Below are 17342 nucleotides of genomic sequence, written 5' to 3'. Positions count from 1 at the left end.
ATTACTCCGGATAAACAAATGAACATCTGTAGGGTGGATAAGCGTCAGCGCATCCACCAATAAGGAAAGAGATTGTGAGCAAGAAAATCATGATCCTGCCCGGCGACGGCATAGGCCCGGAAATCGTCGAACAGGCACTGGCGGTGCTGAGCGCCGCGGACAGTAAATTCGGCCTGGACCTGGAGTTCAGCGAAGGCCTGATCGGCGGCGCCGCCATCGACGAATACGGCGAGCCGCTCACCGACGCCACCCTGGAAACGGCGCGGCAGTGCGACGCGGTACTGTTGGGCGCCGTTGGCGGGCCCAAGTGGGACAAACTGGACCGGGAAATCCGCCCGGAAAAAGGCCTGCTGAAAATCCGCAGCGGCCTGGGCCTCTACGCCAACCTGCGTCCGGCGATCCTCTACCCGCAGCTGGCTGAGGCTTCCAGCCTCAAGCCGGAAGTGGTATCCGGGTTGGATATCCTGATCGTACGCGAACTTACCGGCGGTATCTATTTCGGCGAGCCGCGGGGTATCCGCACTCTGGAAAACGGCGAGAAGCAGGGCTTTAACACCTACGTCTACAAAGAGTCGGAAATCGAGCGCATCGCGCGCACTGCATTTGAAGCCGCGCGCAAAAGAAACGGCAAGTTGTGCTCGGTGGACAAGTCCAACGTGCTGGAGGTCACTGTCCTGTGGCGCGAAGTGCTGGACCGCCTGGCGCCGGAGTACCCGGATGTGGAGCTCTCCCATATGCTGGTGGACAACGCGGCCATGCAACTGGTGCGCGCGCCCAAGCAGTTCGATGTGATGGTCACCGGCAATATGTTCGGGGATATCCTCTCCGACGCCGCCGCCATGCTCACCGGCTCCATCGGCATGCTGCCGTCCGCGTCCCTGAACGAGAGCGGTTTCGGCCTCTACGAGCCCTGTCACGGGTCCGCGCCGGATATCGCCGGCCAGGGTATTGCCAATCCGCTGGCGACCATCCTGTCCGCGGCGATGATGCTGCGCTACTCGCTGAATATGGGCGAGGCCGCCGATGCGATCGAAGCGGCTGTCAGCAAAGTTTTGGATGCGGGGCTGCGTACCGCGGATATCTATACCGGTGATTGTCAAAAGGTATCCACCGCGGAAATGGGCGCGGCAGTGGTGGACGCTTTCTAATCCTTAACGCCGCTTTCTCTCGTCACCCCGGCGCAGGCCGGGGTTCAGAAGACCACAGATTCAACAGGATACTGCAATGCAAAAAGTAGGTTTTATAGGCTGGCGCGGTATGGTCGGCTCCGTATTGATGGAGCGCATGCGGGCGGAAAACGATTTCGCCCATATCGCCGAACCGGTGTTTTTCTCCACCTCCAACGCCGGCGGTGAAGCGCCGGATGTCGGCCGCGAGCTGCCGCCCCTGGGCGACGCTTACGATATTGACGCCCTCGCGGAGCTGGACGCCATCGTCAGCTGCCAGGGCGGCGACTATACAAAAGAGATTTTCCCCAAGTTGCGCGATCAGGGCTGGAAGGGCTACTGGATCGACGCCGCCTCCAGCCTGCGCATGGACGACGACGCAATTATCGTGCTGGACCCGGTCAACCGCGATGTAATCGACCGTGGCATCGACGCCGGGGTGAAAAATTTTATCGGCGGAAACTGTACCGTCAGCCTGATGCTGATGGGGCTGGGCGGGCTGTTCAAGGCCGGCCTGGTGGAGTGGGTTTCCGCGATGACCTATCAGGCCGCGAGCGGCGCCGGTGCGAAAAACATGCGCGAGCTGATCTCGCAGATGGGCGCCATCCGCGACGGCGTGGCCGGCGAACTGGCAGACCCGGCCAGCGCCATTCTGGAACTCGACCGCAAGGTGGCCGAAAACATGCGCAGTGGGGATTTCCCCTCCGCGGAATTCGGCGCACCCCTGGCCGGCAGCCTGCTGCCCTGGATCGACACCCAGCTGGAAAACGGCCAGAGCCGCGAGGAGTGGAAGGCGCAGGTGGAGGCCAACAAGATCCTCGGCACCGATTCCACGATACCGGTAGACGGTACCTGTGTGCGCATCGGCGCCATGCGCTGCCACAGCCAGGCGTTTACCATCAAACTGAAAAAAGACGTGCCCGTGTCTGAAGTGGAGCAGCTGATCGGTGCCGCCAACGACTGGGTAAAGGTGGTTCCCAACGAGCGCGAGGCCACTCTTCAGCAACTGACGCCCACCGCGGTCACCGGCAAGCTGGATATCCCGGTGGGTCGCCTGCGCAAGCTGAACATCGGCCCCGAATACCTGTCCGCCTTTAGTGTGGGCGACCAGCTGCTCTGGGGCGCCGCGGAACCGCTGCGCCGGGTGCTGTTGATTCTGCTGGGCAAGCTGTAACCCGGGAGCGCGGAGCTATTGACCTTGGGGGCGCTGAAGGCTCCAGCTCCGCTTGCGGGCCCGCCCGCCCTCTCAATTAAGGATATTCCTTGCCTGTGTCGCAAATAAACCGCCCCGCATCGCCGGGGCGGCTTCCCCCTTCTCTATCCGCGGGTATAATCGCCCCGCTTTTACCCCGCCAGCCTATCCGAAGTGAGTTGTTATGACGGAAACCTCCCGTGAACTGGTAATCGTCGGCGTGGACAGCGCCGCCTTCGCCCCCCTGCTGGAAATACTCGAAGAGCGCAAGACCGTGCAGCCCGCCCAGCTTCGCCTGCTGGAAGAGGAGGAGGGGGTGGCGGATCCCCAAGTGTTTGCCAATCGCAGCATTCCGGTGCAGTCCCTGGAAAAATTCACCTTTGCCCCGGAACAGGTGGTGATTGTGCTGAAAAGTGGTGAGGCGGCGCTGGCGGCCATGGCCGCTGCGGAAGCGTCCGGCGCCTGGATTCTGGACGGCGCGGACAATACCCGCGGTGACGAATCCGTTACCCTGGTCCATCCGCTGCTGAATATGGCGGAAATCGGCCGGGCGGAGCGCCGTGTACTGGCGTTGCCGGGCGCCGGTGCGGCAATGGTGGCCGAGGCCCTGGCGCCGCTGCGCGATCAGCTGCAGGCGGTGGAGGTGATCCTGAACCAGCCGGTGTCCGCGCTGGGCAAAGGCGCCGTGGACGCCATGGCCGCGCAGACCGCGCGCATGTTCAACGGACAGGAAGCGGAGATAGATTCGGCCATCGGCCACCGCTTGGCCTTCAATCACCTCAGTTCCAGTGAGGCGCTGCTCGCCAGCGGGCACAACCTTTCCGAACTCGCACTGGTACACGATTTGCGTCGGTTGCTCGGAGAGGAGATTGCCCTGGATGCGAGTATCAATACCGCTTCTGTTTTTCACGGCCAACTGGCCAATGTGCGCGCAATCCTGAAAGAGGATGCCGATCTGGAGCAGGTCGGTGCACTGCTGCGCAACGGCGCGCGCCTGAAAATGAGCGAGCGCCCGTCGGCGGAAGAGGCGGTCGGCGGCGAGGAGACCCTGATTGGCCGCGTGCGACAGAGCCTGATAAACGTACGTCAGGTCAATTTTTGTGCAGCATCGGACAATTTGCGCCGCGACCTGGCGATGAATTGCGCACTGATTGTTCACTTGTTGCTAAAAAACCACTGATAATTAATACTTAGCCGCCATAGTGAAGGTTGCTTCTTAACTTCGTTTGGATTGGGATGGCGAGTGATTCGCCGGGATGGAAGTCTGTCGTTGCGACAATCGCTCCATTGAACATTTACTGTACAGTGATGGGGTTTCTGAAGGTGCACATTTCGGAAATGCCCGGTGATTCTAACAATAAAGGGAATCGGATATGCGTGTGCGAAAGCTGGCACTAGCGGTTGGTCTGGTCAGCGCACTGGGTGGCAACGCGGCTCTGGCGCTCGGGTTGGGTGAGATCAAGCTGAACTCGACCCTCAATCAGCCTCTCGATGCAGAGATCAAACTGCTGCAAACACGCGGTCTAGGTGACACCGAAATCAAGGTGCGCCTCGCCGGCCACGAGGATTTTGAGCGGGCGGGCGTGGACAGGTCTTACCTGCTCAACGAACTGAACTTTGATGTGGACTATTCCGGTGGCGAACCGGTGATCCGCATATCCAGCCGTGTCCCCATTCGTGAACCCTTTCTGAATTTCCTGGTGGAGACCCGCTGGCCCAACGGCCGGTTGCTGCGGGAGTACACCCTGCTGATGGATCTGCCGGCCTTCTCCGGTGAAACTGCGCAACAGCCGGTGCGCGCCGCCGAACGCGAGCGCCAGCAGGTCCGCCGCCAGGCGCCGGTGCAGAGGCCGCTCGAACAGACCCGGACCGAGCCGGTGCAGGCGCCGCAAACCCCCGAACCCCGGGAGCAGCAACCGTCGCCCGGGGAGCCGGAAGTGCAGCAGCCCGCGTCGGAGGAGCCGCTGGAACTGCGCCGTGAGACACAGACCGCCCGGGTTCAGGAAGACAGCGGCAGCCGTGTTTACGGCCCGGTGGTCGCCAACCAGACCCTGTGGGAAATCGCCGTCGACAATCGTGTCGGCAGCGATCTCTCCGTGCAGCAGACCATGCTGGCGATCCAGCGCCTCAATCCCGAGGCATTCATCAACGACAATATCAACCTGCTGAAGCGGGGCGCGGTGCTGCGCCTGCCCAGCGCCGAGGATGTGCGCGCGCTCACCCTTACCGAAGCCATTGCCGAAGTGGCCTCGCAGAACGAATCCTGGCGCCAGCGCTCGGGTGTTGAACCCGCCACCGGGGCTCCGCTGGACGCCCGTGCGGCCACCGCGGAAGCTCCCTCCGCGGAGAGCGTTGAGGGTCGGGTGAGCCTGGCCGCGCCGGGGGACAACGAGTTCGTCCTGTCCGGTTCCGGCAGCGGCACCGGGGACAGCGAGGCCCTGGTCGGCGAACTGTCGGTTACCGAGGAGGAGCTGGACAAGTCGCGCCTGGAAAACGAGGAACTGCAGGAGCGCATCTCGGAGCTGGATGAACAGATCGACACCATGGAGCGCCTGGTAGAGGTTTCCAACGAAGAGATGCAGGCCGTCCAGGCCGCCGCCGAACAGTCCGGCTCCGAAGAGGCCGCCGTCGAGGACGCTCCGGCGGAAACCGAGGAGTTCACTGAAGCGGAAACCGTTGCCGGGGTGGAAGAAGCTCCAGTGGAAGAGGAAACCGCTGCCGGGGCGGAAGAAGCTCCGGTGGAGGAGGAAACCCCCGAGGCAGAGGCGGACACCGACCGCAACCGGGTGGTAACGGTGCAGACCCAGTCGGAGCCCTCGCTGGTGGACCGGCTGATGGACAATATCCAGCTGATAGGGATCGCTGCGGGCGTCCTGATGATCGGTCTGTTCGGTTTCTTCACCTGGCGCCGCCGCAAAGAGGAAGAGGAGGCCATTCGCCAGGTGGAGGCGGAGATGGCCGCCGAGCGTGCCCTGGCCACGGCGCCGGAGCTCAGTGCGGCGGACAAGAACCTGACCGCTGTGGAAAACGTGCAGGTCGAAGACAATTTCGACCTGGACCAGTTGGATGACGTGGATACCGGCGATCCGGTTTCGGAAGCGGAAATCCACCTGTCCCTGGGCCAGTACGGCGATGCGGAGAACAAGCTGCTGGCCGGCCTGGAAAATGCGCCGGACAATGTGGAGGCGCGCCTGATGCTGCTGGAGGTGTACGCGCACCAGCAGAGTATCGACAGGTTCGACGATCACTACCGTCAGCTGCTCAGCGCCAGCGACGGCCCAGTTGCGGACCGCGCCGCGCGCCTGCGTGAGAGTATCGCCGGTGCGCCGCCGTTCGAGGCGCCGGCGATGGATTTCTCCAGCGAGTCCCTGGAGGCCACGCAACTGGACGACATCAGTGCTTCTTTTGAAGATGATTTCTCCAGCGCGAGCTCCTCCTCCGGTTTCGAAAGCTCTTCTTCTTCCGGTTTCGAAAGTGAAGGGGAGGGCGACAGCTCGCTGCTGGACGACCTGGCCGTGGACCTGTCCTTCGACAGCGGCAGCGATACCGCCGGAGATGACGACGGGGAATTCACTCTCGACCTGGAACTGGATACCGACCAGGGCGACGATACTACCGGCCAGCGGGAATCCGAAGCCGAGGGTGAGGAATTCAACCTGGACGACCTGATGTCCGGTGGAGAGCTGGACCTGGGCGATATGGGCGGGGGCAGCGACAGCGCTGAGCCCGGGCAGGTCGCGGAGAGCGACGACGGCGGGTTGGATTTCGACCTGGATCTCTCTCCCATGGAGGACGACAGCGCCGCGGAGCCGGAGGAGTTCTCAACCTCCTCTGAAATTGCTTCGGAGGACGACCTCGGAGACCTTTCCCTGGATGACCTGGAGAGCTTTGGCGGTGAGCTGGACGGTGGCCTGGATCTGGACTCCATTGACCCGGACGATATCGCCGGTCTGGATGAGCCCCTGGTCGCGGAGAACGATACCGACGTCGCTGTGCCCGAGGAAAAGCCACCGCAGCCCCAGTCTCAGCCAAAACCCCAGCCCCAGCCTCAGCCCCAGCCGAAACAGTCCGCGGTCCCGGAGCCCGCCGCAGAGCAGGACGCATCGGCGGATCTGGGCGACCTGAGCTTCGACCTGGAGAGCGACCTGGACTCCGAGCTGAACCTGCTCGAGGGCAGCGACGAGGTCGGCACCAAACTGGAACTGGCACAGGCCTACCTGGACATGGGAGACAAGGAGGGCGCCAAGGACATTCTCTCCGAGGTTGTGGAGGAAGGCGGCGACGAACACAAGCGTCGTGCGAAGGAAATGTTGGAGCGGGTGACCTGAATGCGGAATGCGGAATGATGAATGCGGAATGATGAATGCGGAATGATGAATGCGGAATGGAGCTGCACCGACCTTCATCTTCGCACTAAAATCCGCATTTATCGTTCTACAGGAATTCAGCGTAACCGCGGTGCTAGATAGTGTCTGATATTTCGCATTCATCATTCCGCATTCCGCATTACACCTACCGCCCCAACGGCGAAGTCCCCCCCGGCGAACAGCTTCCCGAGGGCATTCGCCGTATCGCTCTGGGCGTTGAGTACTGCGGAGCGCGCCTGCACGGTTTCCAGAAGCAGGCGTCCGCCGCAGAGACGGTGCAGGCCCATTTGGAGCAGGCCCTGTCCAGCATCGCCAATGAGCCCGTGACTCTGGTATGCGCCGGCCGCACCGACGCCGGCGTACACGCCACCAACCAGGTGATTCACTTCGACACCCGCGCAGTGCGGCCGCAGCGCGCCTGGGTGCAGGGCGTCAACACCCGCTTGCCGGATTCAGTACGGGTGCGCTGGGCGCAGGAGGTGCCGGCGCAGTTCCACGCGCGCTTCTCCGCCCGCGCGCGCAGCTACCGCTACCTGATTCACAGCGCGCCGACGCGTTCCGCGCAGGCGGCATCCGAAGTCACCTGGACCCAGCACGAGCTGGACCTGGATGCGATGCGCGCGGGGGCAGGGCACCTGCTCGGGCGCCACGACTTTACCAGCTTCCGCGCCAGTCAGTGCCAGGCGAAAAGTCCGGTGCGCGACCTCACCCGCCTGGATATCGCCCCCGTCGGCCAACTGATCGTATTGGAGGTGAGCGCCAACGCCTTTCTCCACCATATGGTGCGCAATATCGTCGGCGTGCTGATGGCGGTGGGTCGCGGCGAGAGAAAGCCGAAGTGGGTGAGGGAAGTCCTGGAGTCCCGCGACCGCACCGCCGGCGGCGTCACCGCGCCGCCGTTCGGACTCTATCTGGTGGATGTGGAATACCCGAAGGAATTCAACCTGCCCGAATCGCAACCGGGGCCACTGCTGGTGCCCCTGCCCCTCGGCAGACTCGGCATGGAAGCGCTGTAGGAAGCGGCCCATGGCCGCGATCTGAATGCCAGGTGCCCCGAAAACCTGATCGCGGCCACCGGTGTTCCTGCAACAACTTTGCCCATCCCGCGGGAACTGCTAGTATCGCGGGCCCCTTTAATTTTGAACGGCCGGTCGAATGCGCGTAAAAATCTGCGGCATCACCAATATCGAAGACGCGACTGCGGCGGCGGATACCGGTGCCGATGCACTCGGCCTGGTGTTTTACCCGGCCAGCCCCCGCTGCATCGACGGTGAACGGGCGGCGGCTGTCGCGGCGGCGGTATCCCCTTTCGTCACCCTCACAGGTTTGTTTGTGAATGCTGCGGCGGCGGAGGTTGAGCAGGTGTTGGCGCAGGTGCCGCTCAACCTGCTGCAGTTCCACGGCGATGAGAGCGCCGGGTATTGCGAGCAGTTCCGGCGCCCCTATATCAAGGCGCTGCGCATGAAAGACGGCCTGGATGTACTCGCGGCCATGGCGGCGCACCCGAAGGCGCGGGGATTTCTGCTCGACGCCTACCGTCCCGGGGTACCCGGCGGCACCGGTGAAACCTTCGACTGGCAGCGGGTGCCGCAACACAGTGGGCGCGATGTCATACTTGCCGGCGGCCTGACCCCGGACAATGTGGCTGCGTCCATCGCCGCGGCGCGGCCGCAGGCGGTGGACGTCAGCGGCGGCGTGGAGGCGGCGCCGGGGCGCAAGGACCATGAGAAGGTCGAGGCCTTTATCCGCGCGGCGAAAGCCGGTGATCAGTTATCAGTTATCGATGGAGCACAACAGTGAGTAATCGAGGTTCAGTGGATTTCTCGGCCTATCCGGATGCCGGCGGGCACTTCGGTCCATACGGCGGCCGTTTTGTGTCGGAGACGCTGATCAGCGCGCTGGATGAGTTGCAGGCGATGTACTCGAGCCTGAAAGACGATCCGGAATTCCAGGCCGCCTTCGACTACGATCTCGCCCACTATGTGGGCCGCCCCTCGCCGCTGTACCTGGCCGAGCGGCTGACGGCGCAGGCCGGCGGCGCGCGTATCTGGCTCAAGCGCGAGGACCTGAACCACACCGGCGCGCACAAGGTGAACAACACCGTGGGCCAGGCGCTGCTGGCCAAGCGCAGCGGCAAGAGCCGCGTGATCGCCGAGACCGGCGCCGGCCAGCACGGCGTCGCCACCGCCACCGTGGCCGCCCGCCTGGGATTGAAATGTGCGGTGTACATGGGGGCGGAGGACGTCAAGCGCCAATCCCCCAATGTCTACCGCATGAAATTGCTCGGTGCGGAAGTGATTCCGGTGGAATCCGGCTCCAAGACCCTGAAGGACGCCATGAACGAGGCCATGCGCGACTGGGTCACCAATGTGGACGACACCTTCTACATTATCGGCACCGTTGCCGGCCCCCACCCCTATCCGCAACTGGTACGGGATTTCAACTCGGTGATCGGCCGGGAGGCGCGCCGCCAGAGCCTGGAGGAATTCGGTCGTCTGCCGGACGCCCTGGTAGCCTGTGTCGGCGGCGGCTCCAACGCCATCGGCCTGTTCCACCCCTTCCTGAACGACAGTGAAGTGAAAATGTACGGCGTGGAAGCGGGCGGCGAGGGCCTGGCCACCGGCCGCCACGCAGCGCCGCTAAACGAAGGTGTGCCGGGCATACTGCACGGCAACCGCACCTACCTGATGGAGGATGAAGACGGCCAGATTATCGAGACCCACTCGGTTTCCGCGGGCCTCGACTACCCGGGGGTGGGCCCTGAGCACGCCTGGCTGAAGGATATCGGCCGCGTGGAATACGTGACCGCGGACGACAGCGAGGCCCTGGACGCCTTCCGCAAACTCACCCGCACCGAGGGCATCCTGCCGGCGCTGGAGTCCAGCCATGCGGTGGCCTACGCGCTGAAGTTGGCCGCCACCATGACGCCGGAGCAGAACATCGTGGTCAACCTGTCCGGCCGCGGCGACAAGGATATTTTTACCGTAGCCGCCATCGACGGCATCCAGGTGTAGGAGTGGGCCAAGTCTCGCGTTTACAAAGCATGCTTTGTGCGAGGCTTGGCGACCCGCCAGGGATGGCGGGGCCGGGGTCAAAACAGACGCATGGTGTCGCGCCAGGGATGGCAAGGTTGAAGCCTGATGCCGGCACTAATCGCCCCGGGCGTAGACTCTCACAGTGAATTAAGGAATGAGCCAGTGACGCAAAAAAACCGCATCGACCGCCGCTTCACCCAACTGCGCACCGAGGGCCGCAAGGCGCTGGTGACCTATATCGTCGCCGGCGACGGCGGCCTGGAAAACACCGTGCCGATGATGCACCAGTTAGTGGAGGCCGGTTCCGACCTGATCGAGCTGGGTGTGCCTTTCTCCGACCCCATGGCCGAGGGGCCGGTGATCCAAAAGGGCCACGAGCGGGCCCTCGAGCACAAGTCATCCCTGCGCAAGTGCCTGGAGCTGGTGAAGGAATTCCGCCGGGAGGACGGGGAGACCCCGGTAATCCTGATGGGTTACGCCAACCCCATTGAAAAAATGGGCGCGGAGCAGTTTGCCGATGCGGCCCGGGATGCCGGTGTGGACGGTGCGCTCACCGTGGACCTGCCGGCGGAAGAGGCGGGACCCTTGAATCAACTGCTGGGCGATCGCGGCCTGCGCAATATTTTTCTGCTCACACCGACCACCAGCGAAGAGCGCATCGAAACGATCACCCGGCTGGCCAGCGGCTTTGTCTACTATGTTTCCCTGAAGGGAGTCACGGGTGCCGGGCACCTTGACCTGGATTCGGTGCGCGACAACCTGGCTCGCATCCGCCGCCACACCGACCTGCCGCTGTGCGTGGGTTTCGGCATCAAGGACGGCGCTTCCGCCCGCGCGGTGAGCGAACCTGGCGACGGTGCGGTTGTGGGCAGCGTACTGGTATCCACCATCGGCGAGGCGCGGGATGCCGCCGAGGCCAAAGGCAAAATCACATCGCTGGTCGGCGAAATGCGCGCGGCACTGGATGCATAACCCGGTGCGTATGGCGCACCTGCCTGAATGTCGAAGTGGCCAGAAAGCCCGGTGCTGCGACTGATCTGGCTAGGTTTGCGGTTTCGCTTAGTGTTTTAATTCTCAGCCTGAAAAATACCGGCTGGTAGAATAGCGCCGGCCTGAAAAAAACATCGGAAGACGAGATGAGCTGGTTAGAAAAAATTGTCCCCGCAGTAATCCGCACCGAGCGCCGCAAGGGCGCCAGCAAGGTTCCGGAGGGCGTGTGGAAAAAGTGCGTCAAGTGCGACGCCATGCTCTACCGCCCGGAGCTGGAGCGCAACCTGGATGTGTGCCCCAAGTGCGATCACCACTTCCGTATCGGCGCCCGCCGTCGCCTGGATATGTTCCTCGACGAAGACGAACGCGAGGAACTGGCCACCGACGTGGTACCGGTGGACCGCCTGAAATTCAAGGACGTAAAAAAATACAAGGACCGCCTCACCCAGGCGCAGAAAGCGACCGGGGAAAAGGACGCATTGATTGCGATGCGCGGCACCCTGAAGGGCAAACCCCTGGTGGCTGTGGCCTTCGAGTTCGCGTTTCACGGCGGCTCCATGGGTTATGTGGTAGGCGAGCGTTTCACCCGCGCGGCCCAGCGCGCGCTGGACGAGGGTATCCCGCTGGTGTGCTTTTCCGCTACCGGCGGCGCGCGCATGCAGGAGGCGCTGATCTCGCTGATGCAGATGGCCAAGACCTCCGCGGTGCTGGAGAAGCTGAAAATGGCCGGTCTGCCCTATATCTCCATTATGACCGACCCGGTGTACGGCGGCGTGTCCGCCTCCCTGGCCCTGCTGGGGGACATCAACGCCGCCGAGCCCGGCGCCCGCGCCGGTTTTGCCGGCCCCAATATCATCGAGCAGACCATCCGCCAGAAGCTGCCCAAGGGGTTCCAGCGCACCGAGTTCCTGCTGGAGCACGGCGCCATCGATATGATCATTCCCCGCGCGGAGATGCGCAGGACCGTTGCGCGGTTGCTGGGCAAGCTGACCGGCGCCTGATCCAGATAGATCTCCTTGTAGGAGCGGCCCATGGCTGCGATCGGAGTCGCAGATAGCTGCAAGTTCGATCGCGGCCATGGGCCGCTCCTACATAGTTACGATACCGACTATGTCCTCACTGAAAGACTGGCTTTCCCGCCTGGAGCGGCTGCACCCCACGGAAATCGAACTTGGCCTGGACCGCGTGGCCCGGGTGGCGCGCGCGCTGGATGTGCAGAAACCGGCCCCCAAAGTCATCACCGTCGCCGGCACCAACGGCAAGGGTTCCTGCATCGCCGCCATGGAGGCCCTGCTCCGCGCCGGCGGTCATTCGGTGGGCGCCTACAGTTCCCCCCATCTGCTGCGTTTCAACGAGCGGGTGCGTATCGACGGCATTGAGGTGGAGGATGCCGAGCTGGTGCGCGCTTTCGAGTCGGTGGAGGCCGTGCGGGGCGAAGTCAGCCTGACCTATTTCGAATACACCACCCTGGCGGCGCTGTGGCTGTTCCGGGAAGCCGGTGTGGAGTTCGCACTGCTGGAGGTGGGCCTCGGCGGGCGCCTGGATGCGGTCAACCTGGTGGATGCGGATATCGCGGTGATCACCAGTATAGCGGTGGATCACGAAGACTGGCTGGGCAGCGACCGGGAGGTCATCGGCCGGGAGAAGGCCGGTATTTTGCGCCCGGGCGCCCCCTTTGTCTGCGCAGATCCGGAGCCGCCGCTGTCGGTCGCCTCGGCGGCCGGTGGACTGGGCTGCCCCAGCTATTTTATCGGACGCGACTTCCTGGTCGACGGCGCCGGCTACCGTTTTGGCGAACTCGGCTTCGAACTGCCGACCACCGCCCTGCCGCGCCCCAGCATCGCCGCCGCCGTCACCGCGCTGGCGGTGCTCGATGTGCTGCCGGAAGATATCACAGGGGCGTTGGCGCCGCTCGAACTGATGGGGCGCTGCCAGCAGGTGCACTGGCGCGGCCGTTCGCTGCTGCTGGATGTGGGTCACAACCCGGCGGCCGCGGAGTACCTGGCGCGCCGGCTGGAGGACAACCCCGTCGCTGGCGAGACCCGGGCGCTGGTGGCGGTCATGGCCGACAAGGACCTGCCGGGGCTGTTTATGCCCCTGGTCGAAAAGGTCGATTCCTGGTATCCGTCGCTGCTGCCGGGCAATGAGCGCGCGGCCGATTGCCCCACGCTGATCGCCGGGCTGCGTAGCGCCGGCGTGGCGGAAGCCCGTATCCGCGCCGGCTGCGCGCCGGTCCGCGAGGCCGTGGAGCGAGCCCTGGGTGAGATCGGTGTCAAAGACAGGTTGCTTGTCTTCGGTTCCTTCTTTACTGTTGCGGAAGTTTTACAGTGCATACGAGAAGGCGGCGATGGCGAGCCGGGACTTTGATCTCGCAAAACACGGCCCGGTAAGGCGGGCCCGGCTGAACGATGGCTTCAAGCAGCGCATCGTGGGCGCGCTGGTGCTCGCCGCGCTGGCGGTGATCTTCCTGCCGACCCTGTTCGATCGCGAGGGCGCCCGCTATATCGACGCCACCAGCCAGATTCCGCCGGCGCCAGATATCCAGCCCATCGAGATCGCCGAGCCCCGGCCGGTGACGGATGCAGCCCCGGCCCCTGCACCGGAAGACGCCTTCCAGCCGGAATTGGTGGAACAGCCTTCCAGACCGCCGGCGCCGCCGGAGAAAAACGTTGCGCAAAAGCCGGCTGCGGAAAGCGAAACACCGGCGGCGCAAAAAGACGATCCGCCCATTCTCGACGCCCGCGGCCTGCCGGTCGCCTGGGTCGTGCAGGTGGCCTCCTACAGCGATGAAGCCCGCGCGGAACGGCTTCGCACGCGTCTGATGGATGAGGGCTACAAGGCCTATACCCGCGGGGTGACCACCGACAAAGGCCGCTTCGTGCGGGTATTCGTGGGCCCGAAAGTCAGTGAGGCGGACGCCCGGGGGGCCAAGCGCGAACTGGACCAGTTGCTCGATGCGCAGACTCTGGTATTGCGTTTCAAGCCGTGATGCGCAATGCATATCCTCCCGCGATTCACTTTCCACTGATCCCTGTTCACTGACCATCGATCACTGTAAAATGCGCGCTCTTCGCGGCAGCCGCCGAGGCGGGTAGGTTGAATGAATTGGGCTGACTGGACCATCCTGGCGATCGTGGCCATTTCCACGCTGATCGGTCTCAGCCGGGGTTTTGTGCGCGAAACCCTGTCCCTGCTCACCTGGGTGGCGGCCTTCGTGGTGGCGATGATGTTCCGCGACGAACTGGCCCCGCTGCTCTCCCGCCTGGTGGACACCCCCTCGCTGCAGGTGATCGCCGCCTTCGCCATTCTGTTTATCTTCACCCTGCTCGCCGGCGCCGGTCTCAATATGACCCTGTCTGCCTTTGTGGAGGCCACCGGGCTGTCCGGTACCGACCGGGTGTTGGGGATGGTGTTCGGACTGCTGCGCGGCGGCATTGTCGTGCTGGCGCTGCTGATACTGGCCCCGGCTCTGGCGCCGGTGGAGGAGGACGGCTGGTGGCGGGAGTCGATGCTGATTCCCCACTCCCTGGAGTTCGAGGACCGGGCGCGGGAGGCGGCCGCTGCGCTCAAGGAATTCTTTGTAAATCTTTTTTGACTGTTTTCACTGGGGCAAAAACTATGTGTGGTATTGTCGGTATTGTCGGTAAGAGTGACGTCAATCTGCAGCTGTACGACGCGCTCACCCTGCTGCAACACCGCGGACAGGACGCCGCCGGCATCGTCACCTGCGATGGTGACCGACTCTGCCAGCAGAAAGCCAACGGCCTGGTGCGCGACGTGTTCCGCGCGCGGCATATGCAGAGGCTCACCGGTAACTTCGGCATCGGCCATGTGCGATATCCCACCGCCGGCAGTTCCGGCCCCGCCCTTGCCCAGCCCTTCTACGTCAACTCCCCCTACGGCATCGCCATGGGCCACAACGGCAACCTCACCAACATGCGCGAAGTGGTGGAGGAAATCTTCCAGCAGGACCTGCGCCATATCAACACCGATTCCGATTCCGAAGTGCTGCTGAATGTGTTCGCCCACGAACTGCACAAGCTGGGCAAACTGCAGCCTGATGCGGGAGATATCTTTACCGCGATGAAAGCGGTACACAAACGGGTGCGCGGCGGCTACGCCTGCGTAGCGCTGATCGTCGGCTACGGCATCGTCGCCTTCCGCGATCCCCACGGCATACGCCCGCTGGTGTACGGCAAGCGCGAGACCGACAAGGGCACCGAGTATATGGTGGCCTCGGAATCCGTGGCCCTGGACGTGCTGGGCTACACCCTGGTGCGCGACGTGGCGCCGGGCGAGGCCATCTATATCGAACTGGACGGCACGGTACACGCGGAACAGTGCGCGGAAAATCCCTCCCTCAACCCGTGTATTTTCGAACACGTGTACTTCGCGCGCCCGGACTCCATTATGGATGGTGTGTCGGTGCACAAGGCGCGCCTGCGCCAGGGCGAACACCTGGCGGAAAAGATCCTGCGCGAACGCCCGGAACACGATATCGACGTGGTGATTCCCATTCCCGACTCCGCGCGCATCGCCGGGCAGACAGTGGCCCACAACCTCGGGGTGAAATTCCGCGAAGGCATGGTGAAGAACCGCTATATCGGCCGCACCTTTATCATGCCGGGGCAGAAGCAGCGCAAAAAATCCGTGCGCCAGAAACTGAATCCCATCACGCTGGAATTCCGCGGCAAGAACGTGTTGCTGGTGGACGACTCCATCGTGCGCGGCACCACCTGCAAGCAGATTATCCAGATGGCGCGGGAGGCGGGCGCCGCCAAAGTATATTTCGCCACCGCGGCGCCGGCGGTGAAATACCCCAACGTCTACGGCATCGACATGCCCTCCGCCAGCGAACTGGTGGCCCACGACCGCACCACCGAGGAAATCCGCGAGGAGATCGGTGCCGACTGGCTGATCTACCAGGACCTGGAGGACCTGGTAGCCAGCTCCGCCGAAGGCAACAGCGAGATCGAACAGTTCGACTGCTCGGTATTCGACGGCAACTACATCACTGGCGATGTGGACGAAGAGTACCTGGAGCAGCTGCACGCCGAGCGCAACGACGCGGCAAAGAACAGCAACGGCAGCCACAGCGCGCTGTAGCATTATCGGGACCCGGGACCCGGGACCCGGGACCCGGGGGAGAGGGCGTGAGCCACAAGGTCCGCCCAGGTGACCCATTGCCCGCCATATCGGTTAACATAATCTCCGCAAAAAGTATCTATCTTTAAAAAAACCGGGACGGTTTATGTTCGAAGACGAAGGCTACTCACTGGATACCCTGGCAGTGCGCGCCGGGCAGAGCCGCTCTCCAGAGGGCGAGCACTCCGAGGCCATCTACCTCACCTCCAGTTACGTATTCCCCTCCGCCGCCGAAGCCGCGGCGCGTTTTTCCGGTGAGTCCACCGGCAACGTCTATTCCCGCTACACCAATCCCACGGTGCGCATGTTCGAACAGCGCATCGCCGCGCTGGAAGGCGGCGAGGCGGCGGTGGCCACCTCCAGCGGCATGGCCGCGATCCTCAGCCTGTGCATGGCGCTGCTCAAATCCGGCGACAAGGTGATCTGTTCGCGTAGTGTCTTCGGCACCACCACCGCGCTGTTCACCCGCTATATGGAAAAGTTCGGCGTGCGCGTGGCCTTCGTCGATCTCACCGACATGCATTCCTGGCAGGGCGCCCTCGACGGCGACACCAGGCTGCTGTTTATGGAGACGCCCTCCAACCCGCTGTGCGAAGTGGCGGATATCCGCCAGCTGGCGGACCTGGCCCACAGCGCCGGTGCGCTGCTGGTGGTGGACAACTGCTTCTGCACCCCGGCGCTGCAGCGCCCGCTGGAACTGGGCGCGGATATCGTGGTGCATTCCGCCACCAAATACCTGGACGGCCAGGGCCGCTGCGTAGGCGGCGTAGCCGTGGGCAGCAAGGAAATCATGGACGAGCTGGTGATTTTCCTGCGCACCGCCGGCCCCAGCATGAGCCCCTTCAACGCCTGGGTGTTCCTCAAGGGCCTGGAAACCCTGAACCTGCGCATGCAGGCCCACTGCCGCAACGCGCTGGCACTGGCCTGGTGGCTGGACGAGCAGGCCGCGGTGGAAAAAGTGAACTACGCCGGCCTGCCAAAGCATCCCGGCCATCTGCTGGCAGCCAAGCAGCAGTCCGCATTCGGCGGTGTGCTCAGCTTCACCGTGCGCGGCGGCCGCGAGGAGGCGTGGAAGGTGATCGACAACTGCCGGATCTTCTCCTGCACCGCGAATTTGGGCGACGCCAAAAGCACCATCGTACACCCGGCCACCACCACCCACGGCCGCCTCAGCGAGGAGGATAAAGCTCGCGCCGGTATCACCGAAAACCTGATCCGCGTCTCCGTGGGCCTGGAAGATATAGGGGATCTGCAGCGGGACCTGGAGCGGGGGCTGGCGGAGCTGTAACTGGCGCTGTTTGTGACGGCGATGGCAGAGTCCTTGCGCCAAACACCTATGATTAACTATTGGCACTGTCGCTTCAGTTGTGACTGCGCCCTGTAGGAGCGGCCCATGGCCGCGATCTGGGTTCGGGGAATACGGATAATCCGATCGCGGCCATGGGCC

General features: G+C 63.5%; 14 protein-coding genes. All 14 read left to right on the top strand.

Translation table 11 applies throughout. From position 1 onward, the window contains the following. The first annotated feature begins 74 nt into the window (after window positions 1–74). The 14 genes from leuB to ACRC0P_RS02545 all read left to right on the top strand — a co-directional run bounded on the left by leuB (window position 75) and on the right by ACRC0P_RS02545 (window position 17183). Window positions 75–1148: a 3-isopropylmalate dehydrogenase gene (leuB, locus tag ACRC0P_RS02610; RefSeq protein WP_438628226.1), complete on the top strand. Its 1074-nt coding sequence runs from the start codon at window positions 75–77 to the stop codon at window positions 1146–1148. 76 nt (window positions 1149–1224) lie between these two features. Then, window positions 1225–2340: an aspartate-semialdehyde dehydrogenase gene (gene asd / locus ACRC0P_RS02605; RefSeq protein ID WP_438628225.1), complete on the top strand. Its 1116-nt coding sequence runs from the start codon at window positions 1225–1227 to the stop codon at window positions 2338–2340. Window positions 2341–2542: 202 nt separating this feature from the next. Then, entirely contained in the window at window positions 2543–3538 is a 996-nt protein-coding gene (locus ACRC0P_RS02600) for an Asd/ArgC dimerization domain-containing protein (protein WP_438628224.1), read from the top strand. A gap of 193 nt (window positions 3539–3731) precedes the next feature. Next, entirely contained in the window at window positions 3732–6686 is a 2955-nt protein-coding gene (locus ACRC0P_RS02595; protein WP_438628223.1) for a FimV/HubP family polar landmark protein, read from the top strand. A 140-nt stretch (window positions 6687–6826) separates the two neighbouring features. After that, complete coding sequence (gene truA, locus ACRC0P_RS02590; RefSeq protein ID WP_438628222.1) at window positions 6827–7741, top strand: tRNA pseudouridine(38-40) synthase TruA; 915 nt, start codon at window positions 6827–6829, stop codon at window positions 7739–7741. A 139-nt stretch (window positions 7742–7880) separates the two neighbouring features. Continuing rightward, window positions 7881–8525 (top strand): phosphoribosylanthranilate isomerase, encoded by a 645-nt coding sequence (locus tag ACRC0P_RS02585; protein WP_438628221.1) that lies wholly within the window; start codon window positions 7881–7883, stop codon window positions 8523–8525. Continuing rightward, complete coding sequence (gene trpB, locus ACRC0P_RS02580) at window positions 8522–9739, top strand: tryptophan synthase subunit beta (protein WP_438628220.1); 1218 nt, start codon at window positions 8522–8524, stop codon at window positions 9737–9739. Before ACRC0P_RS02585 ends, trpB begins: the two co-directional genes overlap by 4 nt. A 183-nt stretch (window positions 9740–9922) precedes the next feature. Next, window positions 9923–10732, top strand: a complete 810-nt coding sequence (trpA, locus tag ACRC0P_RS02575) for a tryptophan synthase subunit alpha (RefSeq protein ID WP_438628219.1) — start codon at window positions 9923–9925, stop codon at window positions 10730–10732. A 164-nt stretch (window positions 10733–10896) separates the two neighbouring features. Beyond that, entirely contained in the window at window positions 10897–11751 is an 855-nt protein-coding gene (gene accD / locus ACRC0P_RS02570; protein ID WP_438628218.1) for an acetyl-CoA carboxylase, carboxyltransferase subunit beta, read from the top strand. Window positions 11752–11860: 109 nt separating this feature from the next. Further along, window positions 11861–13117 carry a bifunctional tetrahydrofolate synthase/dihydrofolate synthase gene (folC, locus tag ACRC0P_RS02565; RefSeq protein WP_438628217.1) on the top strand — a complete coding sequence of 419 codons (1257 nt, stop codon included), beginning with the start codon at window positions 11861–11863 and terminating at the stop codon, window positions 13115–13117. Continuing rightward, on the top strand, window positions 13098–13739 hold the full coding sequence (locus tag ACRC0P_RS02560) for an SPOR domain-containing protein (RefSeq protein ID WP_438628216.1): 642 nt from the start codon (window positions 13098–13100) through the stop codon (window positions 13737–13739). The genes folC and ACRC0P_RS02560 overlap by 20 nt, the downstream gene beginning before the upstream one ends. Before the next feature lie 111 nt (window positions 13740–13850). Further along, complete coding sequence (locus ACRC0P_RS02555) at window positions 13851–14345, top strand: CvpA family protein (protein ID WP_438628215.1); 495 nt, start codon at window positions 13851–13853, stop codon at window positions 14343–14345. Between the two features lie 23 nt (window positions 14346–14368). Next, window positions 14369–15856: an amidophosphoribosyltransferase gene (gene purF, locus ACRC0P_RS02550; protein WP_438628214.1), complete on the top strand. Its 1488-nt coding sequence runs from the start codon at window positions 14369–14371 to the stop codon at window positions 15854–15856. Between the two features lie 145 nt (window positions 15857–16001). Beyond that, window positions 16002–17183 (top strand): O-succinylhomoserine sulfhydrylase, encoded by a 1182-nt coding sequence (locus ACRC0P_RS02545; protein WP_438628213.1) that lies wholly within the window; start codon window positions 16002–16004, stop codon window positions 17181–17183. Window positions 17184–17342 lie beyond the last annotated feature (159 nt).

It is taken from the genome of Microbulbifer sp. (assembly GCF_051659245.1).
Taxonomy (GTDB): Bacteria; Pseudomonadota; Gammaproteobacteria; order Pseudomonadales; family Cellvibrionaceae; genus Microbulbifer.
Note: the sequence above shows the minus strand (reverse complement) of the source record. Positions and strands in the feature narration are given on the sequence as shown.